Origin of the sequence: Paenibacillus sp. FSL K6-1122, from assembly GCF_037977015.1 — a bacterium.
In the GTDB taxonomy this organism is placed as follows: Bacteria; Bacillota; Bacilli; order Paenibacillales; family Paenibacillaceae; genus Paenibacillus; species Paenibacillus amylolyticus.
In genome coordinates this window covers 1755343-1780940 of record NZ_CP150272.1, presented here as the reverse complement: position 1 = coordinate 1780940, position 25598 = coordinate 1755343, and the positions used below count along the sequence as shown (strand labels likewise).

Sequence of the window (25598 nt, the reverse complement as noted above, 5' to 3'; positions counted from 1 at the left end):
TTATGTACTTGGTTATGATATCATCGGTGATAAGGAAAAAATGAACATTTATTGCTGTAAGTACTATTAGAAGTAGGGAGATTGATATGCAACATGATCTGCTAGACACATTGGATAAGCTATTCGACTACATAGAAGACCATATTCAAGACAAATTAACGCTGGATCATCTGGCATCTGTGACTCATATATCCAAATTCCACCTGCATCGCATGTTCAAACATGTCAGCGGACAATTGCCTGGAGAATACATTCGCTCACGCAAATTGGCACGCAGCCTGGAGCAATTGGTGAACCTGAATTGGAAAATCATCGATATCAGCGGACATTACGCTTTTGAACATGAACAATCCTACATACGTGCTTTCAAACAAGCCTTCGGCATTACCCCCCTGCAGTATCGCAAACAGGGAGCTGGAGACCTTGAATTTACAGCCCGCATGACTTCGTCCATGATCACAACGCTTCCATATGGATACATTTTCAAACCAACGTATGTACGAAAACCGGCTATGAAACTCATTGGGCAACGGTCCCACATTCGGTATGCAGATAACGAAGAGCACTATGAAGCCAATTCAGCAGGCAACGACTTTTTTGACAAACACTTTCATTCGATTCCTAACGTGCTGCAACCCAACGTATATATCGGATTTACCAATGAAATTAACGAGGATTACAGTACATATCAGCCGTCTGTAGAGGTCACCAGTCTGGATCATATCCCTGAAGAACTGGACGGAATTGAGGTCCCGGCCAACCAGTATGCCGTATTCAAATTTGTCTGTGATTTCCACCCAAGTCTGATCAACATTGATCATCTGGACAGTGTCTGGACATTTATCGATGAATATTGGCAGAGCCATTCGGGGTATGAGAAGAGTGATCCCTACTATTTTGAAAGAATTGATGGCAGTCTGGCTCAGGACCACTACGGAGAGTTGGACATTTATATTCCTGCAAAGCAAATTTCACTGTAAGCTGCATATGGAGGTTCAACCTTATGGACTCAAATACTCAAGCTAATTCAAGTTCATCCAATACAAATTCTCGCAAATCTTGGATACGTAGACACCCTATTCTCACTACATTTACAATATTGATTCTTATACTGTTCGTTGCCGTATTCCTGTATTTCTGGCTCCGTCCATACTTCTCTACGTTTGACCGTTCTGAGAAAGGAGAATTAAGCTATTCCATGCCTTCACGTAATGGTGAGTATACTGCTGAAATTTACGGTGTACCTTACGGTGGTGCGACAGGCGGCGTTACAATCTGGGTCGATGTTAAGAAGACAAATGCACCTGAGGACGCCACAGTAAAAACGATCTATCGTGCCAAGCACCACGGAAATAACCATCTCGAATGGGACAGTGAAAACACACTTCGGATTGAAAACTGGAATGAATATACGGATGAGACCATGACCCTCAATATCGATGACGAAATATATGATGGCTGGGGCTGGGCTTGCAAAAGCTTACGAATGAAGGACAAGTCTGTGCGATGCCCGGCACCCGAAAAGTAAAACATCTTAGCAGATAATATGACGGCTCTGAACACTCGACGACTTATCTTGATGAGTTATCCTCACTGCACCGCATGTCAGAAGTTCCAACGCTCTGTATGCCTTGTGAAAATTTCACCAAATGCTACTATCATTACACCATGGCAAGAGATACACGCGGCACGAGAAGCGTTAAAAGCCCCTCTCACCGACTCTTTCGGTTGAGCGGGGCTGCTCTTGTTCTGCATTTTATCGTTTATTTACTTATACTTCATTGTGGTCTGATATCCTTATTTACTGCCAACTTCGTAGCTATCGGACTTTAAACATATGGCAGCATCATAATTTATCTATCATATCTATTCTACCTCTTAATCTTGTTCTGCTTCTGCTTCTGCTTCTGCTTCTGCTTCTGCTTCTGCTTCTGCTTCTGCTTCTGCTTCTGCTTCTGCTTCTGCTTCTGCTTCTGCTTCTGCTTCTGCTTCTGCTTCTGCTTCTGCTTCTGCTTCTGCTTCTGCTTCTGCTTCTGCTTCTGCTTCTGCTTCTGCTTCTGCTTCTGCTTCTGCTTCTGCTTCTGCTTCTGCTTCTGCTTCTGCTTCTGCTTCTGCTTCTGCTTCTGCTTCTGCTTCTGCTTCTGCTTCTGCTTCTGCTTCTGCTTCTGCTTCTGCTTCTGCTTCTGCTTCTGCTTCTGCTTCTGCTTCTGCTTCTGCTTCTGCTTCTGCTTCTGCTTCTGCTTCTGCTTCTGCTTCTGCTTCTGCTTCTGCTTCTGCTTCTGCTTCTGCTTCTGCTTCTGCTTCTGCTTCTGCTCGCAATTGTGCCTTACACTCTATTTCCACTCAACCCTTATTTTCACTGATAAGCCCTATCGCATCCTACCAGCAACGGATTAGTTTTTGTTGTTATTTCACTTCTACTTCAATCTATTTTCTCTATCTCTACCCCCGCTTCAAACCCTTCTGTCCTCATCTGTCCCAGTTCGTCTCCCTACTTACGCGGTGACACTTCACCACGTTCTTCCCGCTCCTTCATCTCTTTGCGTACCACAACTTCGAGCTTCTGGCGATTGGCAAGCAACCCGGGATCGTTGGGCAAGTACTCACGGGCTTTGGTGTTATGCATCAATGCGTGCTCCCAGTTGCCCAGATGGGCATAACAAAGGGATAAACGGGCATGTGGCAACCATGTGCGGCAGGCCACAGGCACCGGGCGCAGACCCGGATCGCGGCTGCTCACGTCCACCGCCTGCATATACCAGTAGATCGCCGAGACGGGTTCCTGCCGTTCATGAAAACAGGCCGCAATGGCACAGCAGAAATCGGCATGTGGCAGATCATACTGGAACGATTGCAGCAATGCGCCGAGCTTACGGCCCGGCTCACCCAGTTGTTCATAACATTCCGCCAGCCGCGCGCAGGCAATCAGGCGATCCTCGCGGTATCCGCTTGGCTGCTCCAGCAGCTTCGTGTACCCGCGTGCCGCCGCCGCATAACGCTGGCGGTCATAACATTCGCCTGCATAATAAAACAGCAGGCGACCTTGGGCTACGCCCTCTTCGGCGATCCATTTGCGCAGAATGCGCACGTTTCGCGCCGAATGATGTCCCGCTTCGCGGCGATGCGTGACGGCAATATCTGCCGTAATGACCTCGCCCCGCGGGAAGCTGAGCTGCTCGTGCAGCCGGCCATGCCAGCGGCACCCGGCATCCCACTTGACCAGGCGAAGGCGTCGGTCCGTCACAAGTGGACTCCCCTCCGCTCCCTCGGCCAGCGTGTAGTTCAAGATCACAGCTTCCGTCTTCCCCCCGGACGGAAGCTGCTGCTTCAACACCTCCAGCTTCGCCCGTTCCGCGGGCAGCAGCACATCATCCGCATCCAGCCACAGGATATACTCCTGCGTGGCCTTGGCGAATGATTCATTCCGCGCTGCGGCAAAGTCTTCCTTCCATTCATACGTGTAGACATGATCGGTATACTGCGCAGCGATGTCAATCGTGCGATCCGATGAACCGGTATCCACAATGACGATCTCGTCCGCGATGCCGGCAACCGAGTCCAGACAGCGCGCCAGCGTGCGTTCCTCGTTCTTCACAATCATGCACAGACTGATGGTGATCACGTTTTGAGCCCCTTCCTGTCGTACGCGTATTGCGAAATGTCATAACGGGTTTGTTCTTTCATTGACCAGGTACTGGTACTAAGCCACTCCAATTTTCTCTTCAAACTTACGATTAACTTGTAAACCAAGAATCAGCGCTACCACTACAAGAGGCTGCTTTCACACTCATTCTCCCAAATCTCAAAGTTCAATAAAGAATTTATTTCATCTTCACTGTGGCTAACGAACTGAGGCGACGCTATTCGGTGTATTTCAGCCAGTTGGTAAATGTAACGAATCTGAGACCCGCTATTCTCGCAGTATAGGCATCCATTCGTCGTTTATCGCAGCTTTCAGATGAAATAGCGCCGCTGAGATTCGTTACATTTCTCATCTCGTCTAATTCATCAAAATAAGACGTGTGAGATTCGTTAGAATACCCCTGCCCTTGCCACTGTCCCTACCTTCACTGCTACCCTTCCCCACTCTCCTGACGGCGAAGGCGTTTCACCTGCTCCACCGCACTGTCCAGTGCCTTCTTGCGCTGCTTCATTACGCGGAGGTGCTGATGTTCCACCTCGGCAAAATGGACATGATCCAGCTCCATCCACTCCATCAGTTGGTCCAAAGTTGGCGACATATGCAGTTGTGTACTCCGCCGTTTGCGGGCCACGCAACATAGATATTTATGATGAACTTCGAGTTTCAAGACTTCAAAATACGGCATCAGGCACATCGCCAGGCTTCCCGCATAGAAGGTCTGCTTGTGGTCATAGAACGGGTGATACCCATACGGCACAGTCACAACCAACGTCCCATCACCTTGCAACAGCCTATAAATCTGGATCAACAACGTCTCCGGATGAGCAAAATGCTCCAGCACTTCTCCAAGCAGCACAGTATCAAAGGCAGTCCTTACTTTCCATTGCGTAATATCCAGCATTCGAAAATCTACATTATTTCTAACCGGCCGGGATTCTTTGGCAAGCTCAGCTTGCGCATATCGGACACTTTCTTCTTCCAGATCAATCCCTGTCACACGAAATCCTTCACGTGCCAGCAGAATGGACGTAATGCCCTGACTGCACCCGACATCCAGGATGCGTTTGCCTGTCGCCTCACGGCACATCCAGTGGATACGCGTTCTCGTCGCTTCATGAGAATCTTCCGAATTAATCTCGCCGTAATAGCGTTCACTCACTCGATCATGATTGGCCATAGGTTTCTCCCGTTTTCACCCGGTGAACCGGCTGACCCAGCACCACAATATTTCCCCCGAGGCATCCGGCCGTTGCATTGCGTGTATCAAAAATCAACTTTGCATGATCTGCCATCTCCTGATAATTGAATCCCGAATGATCCGTGGTGATGATCACCAGATCAGCTCCTGTCCATAATTCTGGCACCGCTGGACAAGAGTGCAGCACTGTACCATCATCCTTACGGAAGACAGGCACCATTGGATCGGTGAAAACCACATTTGCGCCCGCTGCGCTTAGCAGCCGAAAAACGTCCAATGCTGGCGATTCGCGCAAGTCGTCAATGTCTTTTTTATAAGCCATACCCGCCAGTACAACACGTGCTCCTCGCACAGTTACACCATTCTGCTCCAGCAGCTCCGCGGCACGTTTCACCACTCTCTCTGGCATTTGCCGATTAGTTGCATCCGCCAGCTGGATGAATTGCAGCTCCGATCCCTGACGGTTTGCAGCCCAGGACAGATAGATCGGATCGATTGGGATACAGTGCCCTCCGATGCCGGGACCGGGATAGAATGGCATATAACCAAACGGCTTGGTTGCCGCCGCATTCAGTACTTCCCAGATGTTTACCCCCATCTGTTCACAGGCCGGGGTCAGCTCATTCACGAGTGCAATATTGACACTGCGAAATGTATTTTCGAACAGCTTTGCCGTCTCCGCTACCGTTGTTGAACTAACCGGAACAACTTCGTTGAGGAACGAGCCGTAGAACTGTTTACCATAATTCAGACAAGCGGGTGTGGAGCCACCAATAATCTTCGGGGTATTTTTCACACCATAATGCACACTGCCCGGATCTACCCGCTCTGGAGAATAACAGACGTAGAACTGTTCTCCAGCTCGCCAGCCGTTTGCCGCTTCAATCGGTTGTTTCACGCGTTCCTCCGTTGTGCCCGGATAGGTCGTGCTTTCCAATATAACCAGGCTGCCTTCCTGCAAATACGGAGTCATGCCATCCACCGCGGCCGAGATATACGAGATATCCGGTTGATGCTCGGCAGTCAGCGGAGTGGGCACACAGATTACAATGACATTGGCCTGTGCCACTGCTGCATAATCGGTGCTTGCCGTGAATAACCCAGCCTGCATAAGCGACTGCACAACATCATCTTCTATACCTATGACATACGAATTCCCGGCGTTCAGCTTGGCTACCTTGGAAGTATCGATGTCAATCCCGTGGACTTGATAACCTGCCTGTGCCATCTCTACAGCCATGGGTAAACCAACATAACCGAGACCAATGACAACAGCTTTTAGGGAGCGGTCATTAATATGTTGTATGAGGGTACGTTGCTGTAACTCTTCATTACCTTCGTGCTGGTTGTGTTGATGATTTTCTTCCATTCCTACCACCTCCAAACGCTCCGCCTCCCCTCGGTGGGTGTGTCTGAAAACTCCGAACGAGTTTTGAGACACACCCTAATCGATATAGCCACCTGCACGCAAAAACCGGGCAATCGCTGGTTTGTTCATCATGGCACTGTCCGAGCGATACTCGGAGAAGTTCACATGTGGCAGACTGCTGTACTGATCCGTCAGGCTCTTGTCCTTGTGCTCCGGCAGGATGACATAATACTGCGCATCGTATTGGTACGTACGCGGCGCTTCAAAGGGCGAGATCAGCACTTCATGTAATTTCTCGCCTGGACGTATTCCCGTCACCTTATAATCGAAGGATGGACGACCCGCCTGTTCCAACATGACGGATGCAAGTTCCGTCATCTTGCAAGCTTTCATTTTCATCACAAAAGTCTCTCCGCCCACGGCCGCCTCAGCCGCCTTAAGAAGTAAATGTATAGCTTCGGTACGCGTCAGGAAAAAACGGGTCATGCCTATATCCGTAATGGTCGGGCTTTTGCCTTCATTGATCTGACGACGGAACAAGGGCACGACACTGCCGCTGGTTCCAAGCACATTGCCCCCGCGGATGCAGACAAACCGGGTACCTTCACTTAGCCAGTTGGCACGGATCATCATTTTTTCACCCAAAGCCTTTGTCATGCCATATACGTTAATCGGATCTACCGCCTTATCGGTGGACACATCGATGACTTTGGCAACCTGCATACGTATCGCAGCCCGAATAATATTCTGCGTCCCGATTACATTGGTCTTGAACGCTTCATCAGGTTGGTCCTCGCAGACCGGAACGTGCTTCAGCGCAGCCAGATGGAAGAGCACATCCACACCTCTACATGCATCTTCCACTGCCCGATAATCGCGGATATCCGCAATGATGAATCGCAGACGCGGATCATGATTGAACTCTCGCTGCATCGCAATCTGGGCGTATTCATTACGTGACAGAAGGCGAATCTCAGCCGGGTCCTGCTCCAGCAGTACCTCAGTCAGCTTTTGACCCCAGGAGCCTGTTCCTCCGGTGATCAGAATCGTTTGTCCTTGAATCATGGATGAATCCCTCCCTGATCAGATCATGAATTCGCGTAGTACCTGTGCCATCTCATCCCGGCTTAACCGGTCTTTGGGCGGTACCTTTTTGGTTGAAGTATTGCTCGAATGCACGATGTTGACATAATTGGGCGGAGCAAGCAGCTCGTGCGGAAGTTCAATGACATTGCCATGTGTACCTCTGCCCGGAAGCTTGACCCGGTATCCTGCTGCGTATTCGGCTGTCTTATATAAGTAGACATAGAACTGTGGAGAACGGTGAAACGCTGGGGCCATCTCGTTATTCACACTGTCCCACAGATATCCGTTCTGGTTAATCAATGCCATCGTCTGCTGCTGTGGTTGAATATCGTAGAGCTGTTGAACAAAGGTTTTATGGTATAAATCATCCGAATCCAGACGGGCAATATAGAGTTGCTCCGAACCATTGGCAAACGCCAAAATGGCACGCACACTCTCCATATTGGTTCCAAAACGAATATTGGAAGGAAGCGGCTCCTGACCCGCCAGAATCTCCTGCATTAATTCCCCGGATTCCTTGGACAACTTCACCACTGTGAGGAAATCCTGATTCGTCTGTGCCTTCAGGCAATGCAATGTGAACGTGCGGAAGATGCTCATCCGACGCTCCAGCCATTCCCGCGTTAATCGCTGCGGGTCCATCCCATAATTGTTGAAGTTAATCTCAATCACAACTTTCCTGGACATAACATGCCTCCTCATGAACGCTGCAAGTTCCGTTTGTCGGATACAGACTGTTTTCATAGTTTTGATGCCGTCTTCCTATGAAAATCATCTTCGATCTATCTGATCGCTTACAAGCGACATCTCGCTTGTGAATCCAGCACTCTATATCGTATGAAACGTTGATAGAAGCGGTACCGACAGATGTACTAACTTTCATATAAATAGATTGATATTCAACCAAGGATGGCGCCCTTTGGGTCGAACGTACATATCGTTACGGTAGTCGCAACATAGAATAGAACAGTTCAATTTTCAAAGGAGGCAACCCATCACATGAATTCGATCTATCTTGAAATGGAAGGTGTGCTTGATCAGCTCGAAGCGGCACTTCTGGAACACCGACCGCTGTCTCTTGTAAGAGTCGGTGATGGCGAGAATATCGTCATGTCTCAAGAAACCGTATGGCCCACGGAACAGGTCCTTCAGGAGCGTTGGGCTAAGAAAGCCAACTTAGGGCAAAAGGGACTTCGTCTTCCCAACCCGAAACTACGGGATGAAGTCGCCGCTTCCTTGCAACGTGCCGATATCGTGGGCATTCTTCCTCGTGGTGACAGCACCATCAATGCTCCCGATTATCTCAAAAGACCCCTGACCGACATGGTATTTGCACACTTTGGCATCTCTCCTCCGATGACTTGTCACGCCTGTGTTAATCGGGAACTGGCGCAGAACCCGCGTTTCTGGCAGATGCTTGCAGGCAAGCGTGTGTTACTCGTTACTCGTGAGATTGAGGCTCTGCGTGCCATGCTCGAACGTGAGCCCTATAATCTGAACATTGTGACTGCCCTGCCCTTCGATAGCTATGATCAAATGGATGAAACGCTGCATTGGATTCAGAATAATCAACATACCTTCGACGTCGCTCTCTTCTCCTGTGGCGTCAATGCGGTTATCCTTGCGGAGCGAACAGCTGCACTCGCAGGCAAAGTTGCCATCGACTTTGGCAAAGCCAACAACATCATTCTGAAAGGCCGTGCCAACTGATCCTGGACAGTTTCAAACTTTAGATTCGTGATTTGTATTGAAACGTGCAGATGCTTGTACGGCAAAACCCCCCGACTGCTTAAGCCGGGGGGTTCTTGCTGAGCGCTAGTCGAAACCTATCGATGCATTGTCTTACGTCTCTGGGGTATGAAGCGAACTCTGCCGTCAACAGAAGTGATGACGAAGCACTCTGCCTGTTATATTTCGCCTTTCACTACTAACCGGTGGCTGCAATACCGTATAACATCTCCGGCCCGGTTCTTACTGCTGTGGACACCCCCGAGATGAACGAAGTATACACACTTTCCAATGCTGGTGGTGCAGACAGATCCTGAGCTGTGAACGAATGGAATTCGGCACCTCCGTTCTGTCCAATCGTACCTTCAGCACGGTAGATGATATAGAAAGGATCATATAAAAAACCCCGCACAAGCTCCACAACAAAGGTATCTCCCAGTTCTCCCGTAACACCTACTGTCCCGTTCAACGTAATAATGGGATTCACCACACCCTGCGTCTGTAGACCAATGGTGCCAAAAGCTGTCGGGGATTCTGACAGTGACAAACCGGGCTGTCCTACGGTTGCCGAGTTCATCGAAGTTCTCATATCGAGAAACACGCCCATGAGTAACACCTCCAATGCTATGGGATACCCTATCCTATGAATCTCACTACTCTTATGATTGGATGTATAGCAGATTGTATGAACCTATTTTTATTTGTCGACTGTTAATGGTATATTGAACTGCATAACGAAAATGAACGGATCGTATGCACACAAGCGGTACAGGCTGTTCAGAAGGAGATTACTATTCATGAATAAACGCAAACGTCCAACCAGCAAGACATCGGCCTCGGCCAAGGGGAAATCTTATACAGGTTCATCTTCAGCACGTTCCGGCAAGTCCAACTTCTCATCTGCCAAAACATCAGGTGCTTCCGCATCACGTAATACGGAGGAGAATAAGAAGCCAATAACCGCTAAATCATCGGGTGCACCCAAGAAAGCTGGAGGCAACAAACCCAAAAATGCCAGCGCATCCAAACGACCAGGCAATTCCTACTATCGCAAGCAGGAACCACCACGCCAGTACAAAGTGACCGAACCGGATGAACTGTTGAATTTCCTGTTGCAGCATTTGAAATCAGGACGGAACGCAGTGAAGTCCATTCTGGGTCGTGGACAGGTATCCGTGGATCAGAAGGTTGTAACCAAGTTTAATGAAGCGCTGACGCCAGGTCAGATTGTCTACATTCGAAAAGAAGGTGCAGTCGCTGCTCCATCCTTGACGGGTATTAACATTTTGCATGAAGACGATGATATCATTGTGATCCGCAAGGAAGCCGGACTATTGTCCATTGCCGCTGACAAGACGGACGACCTGACGGCTTATCGCCAACTGACAGAGCATGTGCGCCGCACCAATCCGCTCAACCGGATCTTTGTTGTCCATCGTCTGGATCGGGATACGTCGGGTGTGATGATGTTTGCCAAAAGTGAAGAGGTGCAGCAGAAGCTGCAAAACAACTGGAAGGAAAATGTGCAGGACCGCGTATACGTTGCCCTTGTTGAAGGTTCAGTAGCCAAAGAAGAAGGCACCATCTCTTCCTGGTTGAAGGAAACCAAAACGCTGAAAATGTATTCCAGCTCTCGTCCGAATGATGGACAACATGCCATTACACATTACAAACGTCTGAAGTCGAACCGCGAATTCTCCTTGCTGGAAGTGCGTCTGGAGACAGGGCGTAAAAATCAGATTCGTGTGCATATGGAAGATCTCGGACATCCGATCGCCGGTGACAGAAAATACGGCGCACGCACAAGAGACCTTGGCCGTCTCGGACTTCATGCACGTATACTCTCGTTTATTCATCCCACAACGGATGAGTTAATGTCATTCGAAACGGATATTCCGAAGCCATTCCTGTATCCGTTCCGTGCAGAAACTCCACCTCCGAAATAACTGCACCTCTAATGTGTGCATATATAGAAAATTCACTGATCGATTGATCATACCTGAAAGGAGGAACGGACACTGAAAAACCTGTTAATCACCGGTTACCGGGCACATGAATTGCAGATTTTTGGACAGAAGCATGAAGGTATTCCTTTTATCAAAAAAGCCATCTCCTCCCGCCTCACTCCCCTTGTCGAGGATGGTTTGGAATGGGTGCTGACGCCTGGACAATACGGTGTGGACCTGTGGGCCTGCGAAGTGGTCATTGATCTGAAGAAGACGTACCCACATCTGAAACTGTCGATCATCACTGCCTTTCAGAACCCGGAGGAGCAATGGAAAGAAGACAAGCAGGAGTATTACCGTTCCATCCTCTCGGGTGTGGACTATTACGGTGCGATTAGCAATCAACCTTATATCGGGCCGTGGCAGTTCACTGCACGGGATGACCTGTTGCTGCGTAAAAGCGACGGTCTTCTGCTCGTCTATGACGAAGATGCTGGGGAAGGCAGCCCCCGTTTTGTGAAGGAAAAAGCCGTGAAGAAACAGCAGAACGAGGACTATACAATCATCAGTGTCACTTCAGAGGATATTCAATCTGTAGCTGAGGATGAGCGCATGAACGATATTGCGGACTTCGACGATTCTTCATTCTGATTCCTTGTGGATCAGTATAGTTTGTCAGAGGTCCAATCATGCATAGCTTTCATCAGAGGGGAACCGTATTTTGAATGACGTACATATGTTTTTTTTCGAGGCAGGTTGGGTATAAGTAGTATTATAACTGCGATGATATGTCGTATGGGATAAGGGGAACTGCAACCATGACAATTACGCCAGAGCAGCGCATTCAACTGCATGGATTTAACAACCTGACCAAGTCGCTCAGCTTTAATATGTACGATATTTGTTATACCAAAACCAAAGACGAACGCGAAGCTTACATTGAATATATTGATGAACAGTATAACGCCGCCCGGCTGAGTAAAATTCTGAACAACGTCTCCGACATCATCGGAGCCCACGTGCTGAATGTCGCTCAGCAGGATTACGTGCCTCAAGGTGCGAGTGTGACGATGCTTGTCTCGGAAGGTCCAATCGTGGAGATCCCCGAAGAATCACTTGATGAATCTCCCGGCCCTCTGCCCGATAACGTTGTCATGCAGCTGGATAAAAGCCATATCACTGTGCATACCTACCCTGAGTTTCATCCTAGTGAAGGTATCAGTACCTTCCGTGCGGACATTGATGTCTCCACCTGTGGTGAGATTTCACCGCTTAAGGCACTGAATTATCTGATCCACTCCTTTGATACGGACATTATGACGATGGATTACAGGGTGCGTGGTTTTACGCGGGATACGAGCGGACGCAAGCTGTTCATTGACCATGAGATCGGCTCGATTCAGAATTATATTCCGGATGAGATCAAGAGCAGCTTTGACATGATTGACGTGAACGTCTATCAGGAGAATATTTTTCACACCAAATGTAAACTGAGGGAATTTGATCTCGACAATTATCTGTTTGGGTACACCAAGGATAAGCTCAGCAAAAAGGAACAACAGGAGATTACAGAATGGCTGAAGCTGGAGATGGACGAGATCTATTACGGCAAAAATATTAATCGTCCCTCTTAAAGAGGTTGTTCAACGCTGATCCATGAGGGCAAAATCTAAGACAAGATTTCATGAAGGCAGGGTTCTTCTTATCGGGGGACCTCCGGCATGTGCTTGTCTTTTTCTTTGTTATGTTGACAGTGTGCAACTTTATTTCTTATTATAGAAGTAACTGTACAATCTACAGTGAAGGAGACTGAGCCCGTGATCGAAACGAATACGACAAGACGTAACGAATCACTGTTACAAGCGCTTACTGCACAGCACAATGCCATTACCAACAACATAGCCAATGCAGACACGCCTAACTACAAAAAGAAAACGGTAGAGTTTCAGGAAGAACTGAGACGTATCGTTGAAAATGGCAAAACAGATCAGCTCGCCATGAAGCGGACTCATGACAAACACTTTCCTATCAGTGATCCCAATTCTTCCATCGTACAGTACCGAATTGTCGAGAACAACGAAACAGCCATGAACAATAACAACAATAACGTTGACATTGACAAGGAAATGGCGAATCTTTCGGAGAATCAGCTCATGTATAACTACATGGTTGATCGGGTCAGTGGACATTACAAAAAAATGAAGAATTTATTGAATGATCTGAAATAATGAATGTACAAGCAGCCCGAAATGGCTGCTTTTTTTTGTTGTTTTTCCCTGAGTGTAGCTCGTTTGGTGCCATTTTTCGGTATCCTCTCCTGTTCGTAGTATAATGGGGAGAAACGATTGATTTCATATCGAACAAAAGAGGTGCAACATGTCTCCACGTCATTTAAATGGTTTTCAAGGTTCCAAAGTCAGATTAGCGGCCCCATGCCCGGAAGATTGCATGCGTCTCTCCCGCTTCACAGATGATTATGAATATTTGCGCAACATGGATACCGATATCGCGATCCCGTTAACGCCGGATGAAACGGGTTCTTCGTCTGTCCGCCGAGACAACGGATTTGAATTTGCATTACGTACACTGGAGGGTAACCGATTCATTGGATTCACAGCCCTCTACCGAATTGAATGGAACAATCGGTCGGCTCGTCTGGCCATTGGTATCGGCGAAGAAAATGATCGAGGTAAAGGTTACGGAAGCGACGCTCTGGCTCTGATTCTTCGATATGGCTTCCACGAATTGAACCTGAACCGGATTGCACTGGAAGTCATTGAATACAATGAAGCCGCGAGACGTGCGTACCTAAAAGCCGGATTCCGGGAAGAGGGTCGCCAGCGTTCAGCAGTTTTGCGGGATGGCATGCATTATGACCTGATCTCAATGAGTATTCTTGCTGAAGAATGGTCCGCACAGGCTGGGCTTCCCTTGTCATTCCAGTCTACTCGTACTCCTGAATCTGGGGATATGGTAGCGGGTGGTTTTTCACAACGTAATGGGAACGAACAAGCTGCGCTGTCAATGTCGGAATTAAGTTCTGTTCCAAAAGGTGAATCTGAAATTTCACCTCGCATCGGCGTAGGTGCGGTCATCCTGAATGAACGGGGCGAAGTGCTTCTCGCCTGGCGGAATCGTCAGCCTGAACAGCATACTTGGAGTATTCCCGGCGGGAAAGTCGATCCCTATGAATCACTCGAAACTGCCGTCATCCGTGAAATCAAGGAGGAAGTGAATCTGGATATCGCCATTGACAGTCTGCTCTGCACGGCGGAGACGATCCAGCCACAACAGAAGGAACATTGGATATCCGTGCTCTATTCCACCAAGGTGATTGGCGGTCATGCTCGTAATCTGGAAGAAGGCGGAGCCATCGGTGAGATCGGCTGGTTCCCATTGAATGATTTGCCCTCTCCACTCGCCTGCTTTGCGGTACCTGGGCTGGAAGCTGTGAAGAAGCTGTATAACCAGAATTAAGCTTGGAGGTGCTTGCAAGTGTTGGAGATTCCTCTTCCTCGACCTGTACCCTTCATTCTGCATGAATCGAGTTCTCAATTCGATTGGAAAGGCAGCGGCTCGCTATCACTGAAAACATTCCGTAACGGAAAAACGCTCTATGAAGCGGGGCGCGGTCACTTCGCAGTCAATAATGAGAACTATCTGCTTCTGAATGAGGGTCAGGAATATAGTCTTCACATTGATTCATCTACTCCCGTTGAATCCTTCTGTATCTTCTTCCCTCCCGGTTATGTGGAAGAGATCGGTCGGAATCTAATTACCAGTGATCTTCGGCTACTTGATGAGCCGTATAGTTATTCACCCTCAAGCAAGATGGAATGGGTAGAACGTACATACGCGATAGATAATCGGCTTGGCGCAGCCCTGAATCATTTGCGTAATTTCTACAGTCAAGACAGGCTGGATTCCTGGGCAATAGCGGAGCAGCTTCATCAGCTTGCTGTTCACATGCTGGATCTACACCGTAACGTTCAGCAAGAGATCAACGAACTGGATATGATCAGACGTTCAACCCGAGAAGAGTTGTACCGAAGAGTCTATATCGGGCATGAGTATATCTCCGCCTATTATGATCAGCCGTTAACGCTAGAACAGACAGCATCGGCTGCACAACTATCCGTGAATCATTTTCTACGCAGTTATAAAAAGTTGTTTGGTACTTCACCCCATCGTTATCTGACTGAATGTAGACTATTGGCTGCGAAGCGGCTTTTGCTATATTCGGACAGGTCTGTCACCACTATCTGTTATGATGTGGGCTTCGAAAGCCTCGGTTCGTTCAGTTCATTATTCACTAGACGCTTCCATAGCTCTCCTTCCCAGCTGCGGGCAAAAAGGTGATTATGAAGAAGAACCTCTGAAGAGGAACATCTATAATTACATTATCTCATCAGATGGAGGTATTCCTTATGAATCATGCAGAACAGATTAATCAACTATTTCAGGCTGCACAGTCTGGAGATTTGGCCAACCTGCAATTGTTACTCGCTTCTCACCCGGAACTCACCAATACTGAAAATCAGGATGGGTTAACTCCGCTGGGATATGCCTCTCATTATGGACAAGTAGAAGTAGTTCGTCTTCTTCTGGAGCATGGAGCGGATGTTAACGCCCTTTCTCATTCCAAGATTTCCTTTATCCCTTCCAATACTGCACTGCATGCCGCACTTGCCGGAGAACGTTCGTCAGAAGTTATCCAACTTTTACTCGAATATGGGGCATCCACAAGTATTCTGGACAGCGATGGACAATATGCATTGCACTCGGCAGCATTTCATACGGATCAGATCGAACTTATCGAGATGTTACTTCAGCATGGAGCTGATCCAAACGTGCTAAACTCAGCAGGCCAGACCGCACTAGAGATTTCACTTGAAAATGGTAACACGTCTACAGCTTCATGTCTGCGAGCAGCCGTTACAGCGCATCAGCAATAATGATTAGATAACGTGAGTAATACGCGAATAACCGTCAGGACTCTTTTTGGAGTACAAAGAGAAGGTCTGACGGTTATTTGTTGTCCTGTATGTTCTCATTCAAATACGTAGTTCAACTATATAGAAATCAGGTATATACATATTTTCTAAGAAAATAAGAACCGTTTGATGCCTTACACGGTCTAATACTCAACATATCATGAAAGGAGGAGCCATGTGACCCCTCTTCAGCTCACCATAGCCGCACAAAAAGGGGATGCCGAGGCTTTTGCAGCCTTAATGGAATTACATCAGAGCCAACTGTACCGTATCGCCTATGCCTATCTGCATAACGAAGGTGATGCGCTCGAAGCGATTCAGGAATCAACGTTCAGGGCGTTCCGTAAGCTCAAAAAATTAAAAGAACCATCCTACTTCGGCACTTGGCTCATCCGCATTCTGCTCAACTACTGTGCGGACGAACGCAAACGCAAAAGTCGGTTCAGTCCCGTCACCGAGATTCATGAATCCAGCAGCTGGGATCGTCCTGCGGACCCCGATCTTGCTGCGGCCGTATCCACCCTTGACCGGGATTGCAAACAGATTATTATCCTGAGTTATTTCGAAGGTTTCTCCTTAACTGAAGTTGCCGATATTCTCGAAATCCCGACCGGAACCGTAAAATCTCGATTACATCGGGCGCTCGGACAGCTCCGTGATCAACTTGAAACGAAGGGAGATGTATCCTCATGACGGATGAACAAAACTCATTCGACACATTGGAAGAACGTCTGAATGCTCGAAAGACGGAGTACGAAACAATGCCTGTGCCCGATTCCGCCGCCTATCAGGCTGTGCAGTCCGGAATCCGCCAGGCTGCCCGTAAGCGAAAGTCCCGGCTGCGCTGGTACATGAGTTCAATCTCGGCAGCGGCCTTCATCCTGCTGTTTACCGGATGTATCCGTGTCTCTCCCGCTTTTGCATCCTTCGTGGAGCAATTGCCCGGAATGGAGGGCATTGTGAGTATGATTCGCCAGGACAAAGGATTAATGATGGCCATCGATAAGTCCCTCTTACAGCAGGTCGGTGTCACCGACGAGCATGATGGTACTTCCTTGACCGTTGATGGCATTATCACAGACGAGTCACGTATGGTTATTTTTTACACGATGAAAGGCATGAAAGATCCCGAGAAATTCAACTATGATATTGATCTGCTCGATGAGAACGGTAAAGATCTTCCAGTTGCGTTTACTCACGCTTATCCAACACCTTCACCAGACGAGAATGTGAATGAGAATATGATAGACGTGATCTTCACGGATGGAACCTCTCCTCCTGAAGAGCTGAGCGTCGTGTTTAAGGCCAGAGATACAACGCGTGCAGAAAAGTGGAAAATAACGTTCCTGGTAGACAAGAATCTTACCAAAGGCATGAAAAAGGTCATTCCTGTGAATCAGACGTTAACAGTGGATGGACAGCGTATTAATGTGAAACAGGCTACTATGTATCCAACACGTCTTGTGCTTGATGTGAATTTTGATCCTAAAAATACCAAGAAGGTATTTGGCCTCAGCGATCTTCAACTGGTTGATGAGCAAGGCCGCGCGTGGAGAACAGATACCTCAACCGGTGAGGATGAACGTTCCATTTACTTCGAAAGCATGTACTTCTCCATACCGAAAAAGCTGACGTTACAGGGATCTGGCTTCTCCGGATTGGATAAAGATGAGTTGGCTCTTACCCTTGATCTGAAGTCACACCGGATTACAGGTGGACCACCTGGATTGAAGATGGTAGGCAGCAAGGTCGAAGGCAAAGATCTAATTATTGACTTCTCCGTTGCTGGCAGGATGGACGGTGGGTTCGTTCTAACTTTCAGGAAAGTTACAGACAGTACAGGGAAGTCATATGAAGTCCCTGGCGCCAGTTGGAGTAGTGGAGAGGGAACGGATGACAGTCATACGATTGTTTCTTCTACTATCAAAAATGGAGCCAAATTAAAAGGGGAAGTGAAAATGAACATCTCCACCTATCCGATGAAAGTAAAGTCTCCCTTCTCATTGGACATCCCTGTTAATCCTTAATTTTCTACCAGTAGGCTGTGATTATCGCAAATATTCTATATAATGGAAACATTCATTATTACGAGCAATGATGTTCATAGGGAAGGTGTGTTTAGATATGAATCAACGTTCCATCCGTTATCCGCAGCCACTCGCTCCGGGAAATACCATCGGTGTGGCAGCCCCCTCCAGCGGTGTAGGCGAATCCCTATACCATTATCTTGAGGAGAGCAAACGTAATATGGAGCGCCTTGGTTTTGACGTGCTGGAAAGCCCATCGCTCCGCCACAATATCAAATGTGTGAGTGCCTCCAAAGAGGAACGCGCCGAAGAGATGAATGAGTTTTTCCGCAATCCAAATATTCAAGCCATTATCCCTCCATGGGGCGGGGAATTTCTGATGGATATCCTCCCCCTGCTGGATTGGGAAGCTTTGAAAACATTACCGCCCAAATGGGTCATGGGATATTCGGATATCAGTACGTTCCTGTTAGCCTATACCCTGATCACCGGAACAGCATCAGCACATGGCACCAACTATGTTGATCTAAGATCAAACGCCCTCGATCCCGTGACTGCGCGCTGGATTGATGTGTTACAGACCAAATACGGCGGACAGATCACACAATCGTCTTCTACACATTATCAATCGGCATGGAAACCGGAATCTCCTGGATTTAACCTGGATACACCTTCGCAATGGAAACAGCTCGGCCACTCGGAAGATGCAGACACCGCTGTGTCGTTCTCCGGTCGGCTGATCGGTGGCTGTATGGATACGATCTCCAGTCTGATTGGTACGCCGTATGCACCCGTCCAATCGTATTTGGATCAGTACTGTGCAGACGAAGGAACGATCTGGTATCTGGAGAGCTGTGAAATGAATGCGGGCGATATCTACCGTCATCTGTGGCAGATGAGACAGGCCGGCTGGTTTGCTGGTGTGAAAGGCTTCATGTTTGGCCGACCTGCGGGTTATTCCGATACAGCCGATTTCAATTTTACCGATGCCCTATCCTCTGCACTTGGGGATCTGGATGTCCCTGTACTGTACGATGTGGATCTCGGCCATGTTCCACCCCAGCTCACCTTTGTGAATGGAGCATTAGGCAAAGTCGCTTATGAAAATGGACGCGGGAGCCTTGAGATGGCGTTTGTGTAATCACCTTTTATAGGCAGATGCATACCTTGAAGTAAGAACTTATTTTGAGGAAGGGTTGTGCATCATGTCTGAATCCACATCCACGCCATCCACAGGTGTCGTGTATCAAGCCAATCAACCGATGCTTCAATCCGTGCAAAGTGTGCGGAATATGCTTCATCATACAGCCCGGCAGCATGTAGGCAAGAAGGTACAAGTCCAGAATATCGATGGGCAAGTGTGGGAAGGTGTCATCATCAGTGCAGACCGGGGAATTTTGTATCTCCAGGTTACCCCGATGCATGGATATCCTGAACCGCGCGCCTTGTTTGGACCAACGATTTTGCCGCTTGTGCTGTATGAATTGTTGGTTATCACACTGTTGATGTAGTGGTATTATACTTCTATATCCGAACCTGTTCCAAGAAGCTTCGCTCCTGAGATCTTCAAGTCTTGGGAACGAGGCTTTTTTATCGTCTTGGCGATGGTGCCGTATGATTCCTTGCGAGCGTGTGAAATATGATACAATGGTGTCGCACCACCCCATATCTCATATGAAACGGAGCTTGATCCGGTTGGAATACATACGTCATGATTCATCACCCGTATCACAAGCCGAGACGGGTATGATTGGCAGCAATCCTACTGAACAATCACGCGTGATTGCAATCTGTCTGCTCGCAGGCAAAATCATGCTACAAAGCGGTGGTGAAACCTACCGTGTGGAAGATACGATGAAACGTATGGCAGCTGCGCTGGGCTTACCCCATTCGCACAGTTACGTTGTTCCGACAGGCATCTTCTTCTCTGTTGATGCAACCGAACCTGCCAAGCTCATTCGTATCTCCGAGCGTACGACGGATCTGGACAAGGTGTCCGAGGTGAATGCGGTCTCCCGTCGCATCGGACAAGGTGAGCTATCCGCTCAGGAAGCCCATGATCTGTTGATACAGATCGAAGGAAAGCCCTCCTCCTATTCAACGGCTGTGCAGCTTACGGCCGCAGCGTTATCCAGTGGTTGTTTTACCATTATGTTTGGCGGGGGCTGGAGCGACTTTCTTCCGGCGTTAATCTGCGGGGGCATAGGTTATGCAGCCGTTATTGCCTTTCACAGGTTGGTGCGGGTCAAATTCTTTGCCGAGCTTACGGCATCCTTTGTCATTGGCTTACTCGCTTTTCTCCTGATCTATATGGGAGTAGGTCATGAACGGGACAAAATCATCATTGGTTCGGTTATGCCGCTGGTTCCGGGGCTGCTGATTACCAATGCTGTACGCGACCTGATGGCCGGACATCTCGTCTCCGGATTATCCAAGGGAGCCGAGGCATTTCTGACTGCTTTTGCTATAGGTACAGGCATTGCAGTTGTATTTTCACTTTTTATGTAAGACGGAGGAATGCAGGATATGCTCCATTTTATTGAACAAGCCTTGACCAGTTTTGTCGCCTCAGCCGCGTTTGGGATCATCTTCAACGCACCACGGCGCATGCTGCTCCACGGTGGATTTGTCGGCATGATCGGCTGGATTATCTATATCGTGCTTGAATATGCAGCGGATGCGGTTCCTGCTACACTTGCAGCGACCATAGCCGTAGGTGTCATCAGCCAGGTATTCTCTCGCATGTTTCGCGCACCCGTCATCATCTTCAGCGTCGCAGGCATCATTCCTCTCGTTCCTGGTGGACTGGCGTATAATGCAATGCGAAGTTTTGTGCAAAATGACTACAGTGCCGCTATGGAGATGGCCGCCAAGGCACTCATGTTATCTGGCGCTATTGCCGTAGGCCTTGTGTTATCCGAGGTATTAAACCAGATGATACGCCGAATTCCCGCCTCACTTCGGGCAAAATCATCATCGAAATAATCGTTCTTTTCACATATTCAGCACACGTAAGGCCCGTTAGCATACAGGATAAAATCTTGTATACCTACGGGCCTTAAGTATCGCTTTTTATAGAGCATTATAGAGTAGCAGATCAATCAATATTCTATTTACTTCACAAACGTATTTTTCACACGTACCGACTTTAGAAAATACGGGATAAAGATACAACATGTCAGAATGGATCGTATCGTCAAATTAAATGCTGATGTTGGATCGAGCACATGTTGCTCTCTCGGAATCTCAATTCGTGCGATCAAGATCCATGTCACGACTCCAATGAATACATTTGCAATGTACAGAATAATCATCATGCGCGGAAATTGCCTTTTTTTCTTATGCAGCAGTACGAGATTCACGATAACGAGCAAGAGTAACATGACGCTGCTTATGACTCCGAACCAAAGGAGCGGGCGTATCCCTTCAGTATAAAGTTCCGAATCAACACCACGGACACCCTCCCATCTCACCGGATCCATAATGACATTTACCTGCGACATATCCGCAATAAGAAGCACCAGTGTGACCCACAGGCCAATCTGAATTAATATAAGCCATCCGCCTAATCCGGAGATGCCAGGCCGTTCCGGTCTGATACCACTTTTAGGCTGCAGCGAACTTGTATCCAGTTCCGAGTCCCTATATTTATAGTTCATTTCAGCCTCCGTTTACGATAGATAAGACACATATTATACACTAGAAGCTATATTCTGTGTTATCCAAGAGAAGGAAAGAACCATCTGGACTAAGGTCTCTCTCTTGCATTCTATTGGGTAGCACGTCTCATCACTGTTGCGAACAACTCCGCTGCAACACCACTTCCTGACTTCATATAATGTTTTGCATCCGTATGATCAAATCCCATCCAGACCGCCGCAGTCCAGCTGCTCGTATAGCCCACAAACCATAGATCCCGATTGGCCTCTCTTCCCACACCAGGTAATGCAGCCTGTGTTGTTCCCGTTTTACCCGCTACCTTGTGCTGACCTAACTGTGCACGACTTCCTGTTCCCTGACTGACTACATTTTGCAGCATTCTGGTCATGGCATTCGCCGTACTGGAGGAGATTACCTGCTTGTTTTCCGACTTATGAGCAAATATTGTCCGTCCTTGTGAATCTGTAATCTCGCGTATCAGATGGGCCGTATTCAATTTGCCATTATTCGCAAACACCGTATAGGCCTGCGCCATCTTCATTGGCGACACTCCCTGATGCACACCTCCCAAGGCAATTGAGAGGTTTAGATCTTCTTTCCCCATTTCAATACCGAGCCGTGCTGCAAATTGATGTGCATCGTTCAGTCCGGTCTCATGAAGCAGCCATACGGCTGGGGCATTGATAGACTTTTGCAAGGCTTGGGACATGGCTATTGAACCACTGTAACGCCCACCGAGATTGGAAGGTTGATAGCTGCCATATTGCATGCGTTTATCCGGTAGTATGCTCTCTGGCTTGAACTTCCCCGACTCCAACGCAGGGCCATATGCAATAATCGGTTTAAAAGATGAACCTGGCTGCCTTGCATCCATAATCGCCCGGTTGATGCCCCCTTTTAAAGGATTACGTCCACCCATCATCGCTTTCACTTCACCGTTGTGCTGGTCGATAATAACCATACTTGCCTGGACCTGCTCGTCTTGGCGATCATCGGGGAATCGGGTAGCGTCTGCAAATGTTTCTTCCATCGCCAGTTGTGCCTGTTCGTCTAGCCCAGTTTGAATAACCCAACCTGCCGATTGAATCTCTGCTTCACTTTTACCTGTGAGCCGAGAAGCCTCCTGAATCACAGCATCCACGGCAGACACATATGCGGGCTCGCTCAAGCCCGGTGAAGTTGTTGCATTCAATACGGTTTCAGGCGGCGTGAAATCGACGTCACGGGCTTGGAGCATCTGCTTTCGTGTAATTAGTCCCTGTTCATGCATTAGTCCAAGGATAACGGCACGTCTTTGTTTGGAAAGCTCAGGATGATCTACTGGATTGTATATGGATGGACCTTTGGGCATTCCAGCTAATGTAGCAATCTGCCATAGTTTCAATTGGTGCATATCCTTAATTCCGAAATACCGCCAGGCTGCCGCTTTTACACCATACTGCTGGCGTCCCATGTAGATCTGATTCAGATACATTTCCAGAATTTCATCCTTGCTATACTTCTTCTCCAGGGCCATCGCAATCGATATCTCATTCACCTTTCGACTCAACGTTTTATCCCCATTCAAATACAGATTTCTTGCCAGTTGCTGCGTAATGGAGCTTCCTCCCTGACTCAGATTCATATGTAAGATGTCTTGCATAATGGTTCTGCCAAGTCCGATGAAATCCAGTCCATCATGGTTGTAGAAACGTCGATCTTCTGTAGCCAAAAAAGCCATCTTTAATAAATCTGGCATAGCGTTCAGTTCAGCATATTCGGAATACCCTTTGGTCTGCGTATGCAACCTCGAAATTTCGGTCCCCTCTGCATTCGTAATAATGGTTGAAGAGGCCTCCTGCATGGCCTCTGGACGATTGCGAAGCATTCCTTCGCCATAAGTAATCAGATAGAGATAGAAAAGGGTCAATATCAAAACTACAACCACTGCGGCATCAAAAACGTAATACATCCATCGCTTGCTCCCGTGCTTCAACATTCAGGCTCCTTGTGTACCCGTTCAATTGAAACTTCGTGTTCCTGTCTATCTCGTTGTGTAATCTCCAGAGCATGATGAAGCAGCAATGTCTGTTCATACGCCAACTTGACCCAATGCTGAACTTCCATCTCGTCCTGACACCGCCCTTGGATGATCTCATCCAGAGAAGATTGAATACCGTAGAGAGTAAGTTTTATCGGTAGGTCAACCTGTGTAGAAATAAATTGAGTGTTCTCCTTGTCTTCTTCATTATGTTGCTGAAGGCAGGGTTGCTCATGCTGAATAGACGCTCCCTCTACCTCTCTTCTCTCATGTTTCGGTTCTGATCTGCTCAGCCCTTCCTCATGCAGGAGAAACGTAATTACATTCAGATTGGCAGCAATTTGTCGTAGTTCACCCCCACTTAGAACATCAATTCTTCCAGGATTGTGGCCCAATGCAAGTTCGGCTGTTCCGCGTGCAAGTTGACTGAGATCTTCCGCAATCTTCTGGGATCGAATCCAGAAAAAGATCGCAAACATGGCTCCTCCAATGAAGATAAAGAGCGGCTTTGTTCCGATATGATTGATTCCCCAGTTCATCATACGCGTTATCCATGCTGCATCTGGAAGGATGTGATTGTGGGCAAACCGTAGCACGTGATAAACGACAAAAAGGAGCGCTACGCTCAGTAACGCGCTTGCTCCTCCAATGTATATGTATCTTAGTCTTACTGTACTAAATTGAGACTTCATATTCGGTATCCTCCTCTATACAATAATATGGTAATAGAGGTAGAATACCGAATATTTCTTAATGAGATAGTGGTTAACTTCTTACCAAATTCTTAATTATTATTCCTCTGAGTAAGTACTTGGTGAAGCAGCGGTTACAGGGAAACGGGAAACAAAATCCGTTCTGCCATTTTCACTGTAAGCAACGATACTTCCTCGATGTAATTCAATCATCGATTTAGCAATCGCCAGGCCGAGACCGGTACCTCCCGTATCGCGGGAACGGGATTTATCTACCCGATAGAATCGATCAAATAGATGTGGCAGATCTTGTGCCGGAATCGGATCACCATAATTACTGATGCGGACTACAGCCTCTTTACCTTCAAGGGCCAGCCCAATCTCCATTCGTTTACCTTGCGAACCATACCGAATGGCATTGCTGAACAGATTCTCATATGCTCTTACAAGCTCCCCGGGAGCAGCCTGTATCCATAGTGGATCTTGCCCGCCGATGATCTTGTAGGTCATGCCAGCATCCTCCAGCATGGGAGCAAACTCTTCAGCCAGCTGCATCAGAAACGAATTCAGGTTCAACGCTTGCAGAGATATCGGAAGACTTCCGCCACTCACACGCGTATATTCGAACAAGTCATCGATTAACTTGCGAAGGGTCAAGGATTTCTCATAGGCAATGCTAACGTAATAGCGCATCTCAATCTCATCCTGATAGCGATCCTTCTCGATGTACTCCAGAAATCCCAGAATAGAAGTGAGTGGTGTTCTCAGATCATGTGATATCCCCGTAATCAGATCGTTTTTGGCAGCTACCGCATTACGCTCTTCCTGAAGAGATAACTGCAATTGTTCAGCCATCTGATTAATGCTTGCAGCAACCACTCCGAATTCATCCGAGGTCTTCACTTCGATGCGATGGGATAACTCTCCTTTGGCAACCTCCTGAATTCCTGCCGTAATTTCATCCAGAACCCGCATCACCTTACGAGAAAACAGGAAAAAAAACAGCACAAAACCCAGCACGCCTACCACAATCATCAAAGGCACCGAACCGATATTATTCACCAACCACCTGATCCCTTGGGCTGGAATGGAATAATTCGGATACGTCTGAGCTTCCAGGATGGTCTGCCCCACCTTACTGCCCCCGTACAAAATAACTGCAGTTAATATGCCGCTCAGCAAAAATGCATAGATAAATTTCCATCGGACTGTATTAATCAACTTTGAATTCATAG

At 47.8% G+C, this 25598-nt stretch carries 27 protein-coding genes and 1 pseudogene; 17 read left to right on the top strand and 11 right to left on the bottom strand.

Annotated elements, in window-relative coordinates; all coding sequences use genetic code 11:
* Positions 1 to 86 precede the first annotated feature (86 nt).
* Together NSQ20_RS07860 and NSQ20_RS07855 are read left to right on the top strand one after the other, a co-directional pair.
* On the top strand, positions 87 to 980 hold the full coding sequence (locus tag NSQ20_RS07860) for a helix-turn-helix domain-containing protein (protein ID WP_036610642.1): 894 nt from the start codon (positions 87 to 89) through the stop codon (positions 978 to 980).
* Between the two features lie 23 nt (positions 981 to 1003).
* Complete coding sequence (locus tag NSQ20_RS07855) at positions 1004 to 1528, top strand: DUF5412 family protein (RefSeq protein WP_051447172.1); 525 nt, start codon at positions 1004 to 1006, stop codon at positions 1526 to 1528.
* A gap of 350 nt (positions 1529 to 1878) precedes the next feature.
* Here the strand turns inward: NSQ20_RS07855 and NSQ20_RS07850 are convergent, their stop codons facing one another.
* The 6 genes from NSQ20_RS07850 to NSQ20_RS07825 form a co-directional block, all read right to left on the bottom strand.
* Positions 1879 to 2343 carry a hypothetical protein gene (locus NSQ20_RS07850; RefSeq protein WP_340032215.1) on the bottom strand — a complete coding sequence of 155 codons (465 nt, stop codon included), beginning with the start codon at positions 2341 to 2343 and terminating at the stop codon, positions 1879 to 1881.
* 148 nt (positions 2344 to 2491) lie between these two features.
* Entirely contained in the window at positions 2492 to 3622 is a 1131-nt protein-coding gene (locus tag NSQ20_RS07845; protein WP_340032214.1) for a glycosyltransferase family 2 protein, read from the bottom strand.
* 451 nt (positions 3623 to 4073) lie between these two features.
* Positions 4074 to 4820 carry a methyltransferase domain-containing protein gene (locus NSQ20_RS07840; protein WP_036610649.1) on the bottom strand — a complete coding sequence of 249 codons (747 nt, stop codon included), beginning with the start codon at positions 4818 to 4820 and terminating at the stop codon, positions 4074 to 4076.
* Positions 4807 to 6210 carry a nucleotide sugar dehydrogenase gene (locus tag NSQ20_RS07835; RefSeq protein ID WP_051447173.1) on the bottom strand — a complete coding sequence of 468 codons (1404 nt, stop codon included), beginning with the start codon at positions 6208 to 6210 and terminating at the stop codon, positions 4807 to 4809. The genes NSQ20_RS07840 and NSQ20_RS07835 overlap by 14 nt, the downstream gene beginning before the upstream one ends.
* Positions 6211 to 6285: 75 nt before the next feature.
* Positions 6286 to 7275, bottom strand: a complete 990-nt coding sequence (locus tag NSQ20_RS07830) for an SDR family NAD(P)-dependent oxidoreductase (RefSeq protein WP_036610652.1) — start codon at positions 7273 to 7275, stop codon at positions 6286 to 6288.
* An 18-nt stretch (positions 7276 to 7293) separates the two neighbouring features.
* A complete protein-coding gene (locus tag NSQ20_RS07825) occupies positions 7294 to 7983 on the bottom strand; it encodes a glycosyltransferase (RefSeq protein ID WP_036610656.1) in 690 nt (229 codons plus the stop codon).
* 312 nt (positions 7984 to 8295) lie between these two features.
* Between NSQ20_RS07825 and NSQ20_RS07820 the strand changes: the two genes are divergently transcribed.
* Positions 8296 to 9006 carry a GT-D fold domain-containing glycosyltransferase gene (locus NSQ20_RS07820; RefSeq protein WP_036610658.1) on the top strand — a complete coding sequence of 237 codons (711 nt, stop codon included), beginning with the start codon at positions 8296 to 8298 and terminating at the stop codon, positions 9004 to 9006.
* A gap of 217 nt (positions 9007 to 9223) precedes the next feature.
* On the opposite strand, the gene NSQ20_RS07815 is transcribed toward NSQ20_RS07820, so the two are convergent.
* Positions 9224 to 9631, bottom strand: a complete 408-nt coding sequence (locus NSQ20_RS07815; RefSeq protein WP_036610660.1) for a hypothetical protein — start codon at positions 9629 to 9631, stop codon at positions 9224 to 9226.
* 190 nt (positions 9632 to 9821) lie between these two features.
* On the opposite strand from NSQ20_RS07815, the gene NSQ20_RS07810 reads away from it, so the two are divergent.
* The 14 genes and pseudogenes from NSQ20_RS07810 (at position 9822) to NSQ20_RS07745 (ending at position 20976) form a co-directional block, all read left to right on the top strand.
* Positions 9822 to 10970 carry an RluA family pseudouridine synthase gene (locus NSQ20_RS07810; protein ID WP_340032212.1) on the top strand — a complete coding sequence of 383 codons (1149 nt, stop codon included), beginning with the start codon at positions 9822 to 9824 and terminating at the stop codon, positions 10968 to 10970.
* Between the two features lie 72 nt (positions 10971 to 11042).
* Entirely contained in the window at positions 11043 to 11621 is a 579-nt protein-coding gene (locus tag NSQ20_RS07805) for a DUF1273 domain-containing protein (protein ID WP_026081201.1), read from the top strand.
* A 167-nt stretch (positions 11622 to 11788) separates the two neighbouring features.
* A complete protein-coding gene (gene speD, locus NSQ20_RS07800; RefSeq protein WP_036610662.1) occupies positions 11789 to 12604 on the top strand; it encodes an adenosylmethionine decarboxylase in 816 nt (271 codons plus the stop codon).
* Positions 12605 to 12787: 183 nt separating this feature from the next.
* A complete protein-coding gene (gene flgB / locus NSQ20_RS07795) occupies positions 12788 to 13198 on the top strand; it encodes a flagellar basal body rod protein FlgB (RefSeq protein ID WP_036610664.1) in 411 nt (136 codons plus the stop codon).
* 148 nt (positions 13199 to 13346) lie between these two features.
* Positions 13347 to 13835, top strand: a pseudogene (locus NSQ20_RS07790) (GNAT family protein); the annotation flags it as partial.
* Positions 13836 to 13994: 159 nt separating this feature from the next.
* A complete protein-coding gene (locus NSQ20_RS07785; RefSeq protein WP_036611088.1) occupies positions 13995 to 14447 on the top strand; it encodes an NUDIX domain-containing protein in 453 nt (150 codons plus the stop codon).
* An 18-nt stretch (positions 14448 to 14465) separates the two neighbouring features.
* A complete protein-coding gene (locus tag NSQ20_RS07780) occupies positions 14466 to 15329 on the top strand; it encodes an AraC family transcriptional regulator (protein ID WP_340032211.1) in 864 nt (287 codons plus the stop codon).
* 68 nt (positions 15330 to 15397) lie between these two features.
* Positions 15398 to 15925, top strand: coding sequence for an ankyrin repeat domain-containing protein (locus NSQ20_RS07775; RefSeq protein WP_340032210.1), 528 nt, complete (start codon positions 15398 to 15400; stop codon positions 15923 to 15925).
* 216 nt (positions 15926 to 16141) lie between these two features.
* Positions 16142 to 16657 (top strand): sigma-70 family RNA polymerase sigma factor, encoded by a 516-nt coding sequence (locus tag NSQ20_RS07770; protein WP_340032209.1) that lies wholly within the window; start codon positions 16142 to 16144, stop codon positions 16655 to 16657.
* Positions 16654 to 17991, top strand: coding sequence for a DUF4179 domain-containing protein (locus NSQ20_RS07765; protein ID WP_340032207.1), 1338 nt, complete (start codon positions 16654 to 16656; stop codon positions 17989 to 17991). The genes NSQ20_RS07770 and NSQ20_RS07765 overlap by 4 nt, the downstream gene beginning before the upstream one ends.
* A gap of 97 nt (positions 17992 to 18088) precedes the next feature.
* Positions 18089 to 19132, top strand: a complete 1044-nt coding sequence (locus tag NSQ20_RS07760; protein ID WP_340032206.1) for a S66 peptidase family protein — start codon at positions 18089 to 18091, stop codon at positions 19130 to 19132.
* 64 nt (positions 19133 to 19196) lie between these two features.
* Complete coding sequence (locus NSQ20_RS07755; protein WP_340032204.1) at positions 19197 to 19502, top strand: hypothetical protein; 306 nt, start codon at positions 19197 to 19199, stop codon at positions 19500 to 19502.
* A gap of 235 nt (positions 19503 to 19737) precedes the next feature.
* On the top strand, positions 19738 to 20499 hold the full coding sequence (locus tag NSQ20_RS07750) for a threonine/serine exporter family protein (RefSeq protein WP_036669533.1): 762 nt from the start codon (positions 19738 to 19740) through the stop codon (positions 20497 to 20499).
* Between the two features lie 18 nt (positions 20500 to 20517).
* Positions 20518 to 20976 carry a threonine/serine exporter family protein gene (locus tag NSQ20_RS07745; RefSeq protein ID WP_036610676.1) on the top strand — a complete coding sequence of 153 codons (459 nt, stop codon included), beginning with the start codon at positions 20518 to 20520 and terminating at the stop codon, positions 20974 to 20976.
* Positions 20977 to 21104: 128 nt separating this feature from the next.
* On the opposite strand, the gene NSQ20_RS07740 is transcribed toward NSQ20_RS07745, so the two are convergent.
* The 4 genes from NSQ20_RS07740 to NSQ20_RS07725 all read right to left on the bottom strand — a co-directional run bounded on the left by NSQ20_RS07740 (position 21105) and on the right by NSQ20_RS07725 (position 25596).
* Positions 21105 to 21650 carry a DUF2569 domain-containing protein gene (locus tag NSQ20_RS07740; protein WP_340019681.1) on the bottom strand — a complete coding sequence of 182 codons (546 nt, stop codon included), beginning with the start codon at positions 21648 to 21650 and terminating at the stop codon, positions 21105 to 21107.
* A 110-nt stretch (positions 21651 to 21760) separates the two neighbouring features.
* A complete protein-coding gene (locus NSQ20_RS07735; RefSeq protein ID WP_340032202.1) occupies positions 21761 to 23602 on the bottom strand; it encodes a PBP1A family penicillin-binding protein in 1842 nt (613 codons plus the stop codon).
* Between the two features lie 20 nt (positions 23603 to 23622).
* The gene (locus tag NSQ20_RS07730) at positions 23623 to 24363 is read right to left on the bottom strand and encodes a hypothetical protein (protein ID WP_340032200.1); all 741 of its coding nucleotides are present in this window, start codon (positions 24361 to 24363) and stop codon (positions 23623 to 23625) included.
* Between the two features lie 99 nt (positions 24364 to 24462).
* Positions 24463 to 25596, bottom strand: coding sequence for a HAMP domain-containing sensor histidine kinase (locus NSQ20_RS07725; protein WP_340032198.1), 1134 nt, complete (start codon positions 25594 to 25596; stop codon positions 24463 to 24465).
* Between the last annotated feature and the right edge of the window lie 2 nt (positions 25597 to 25598).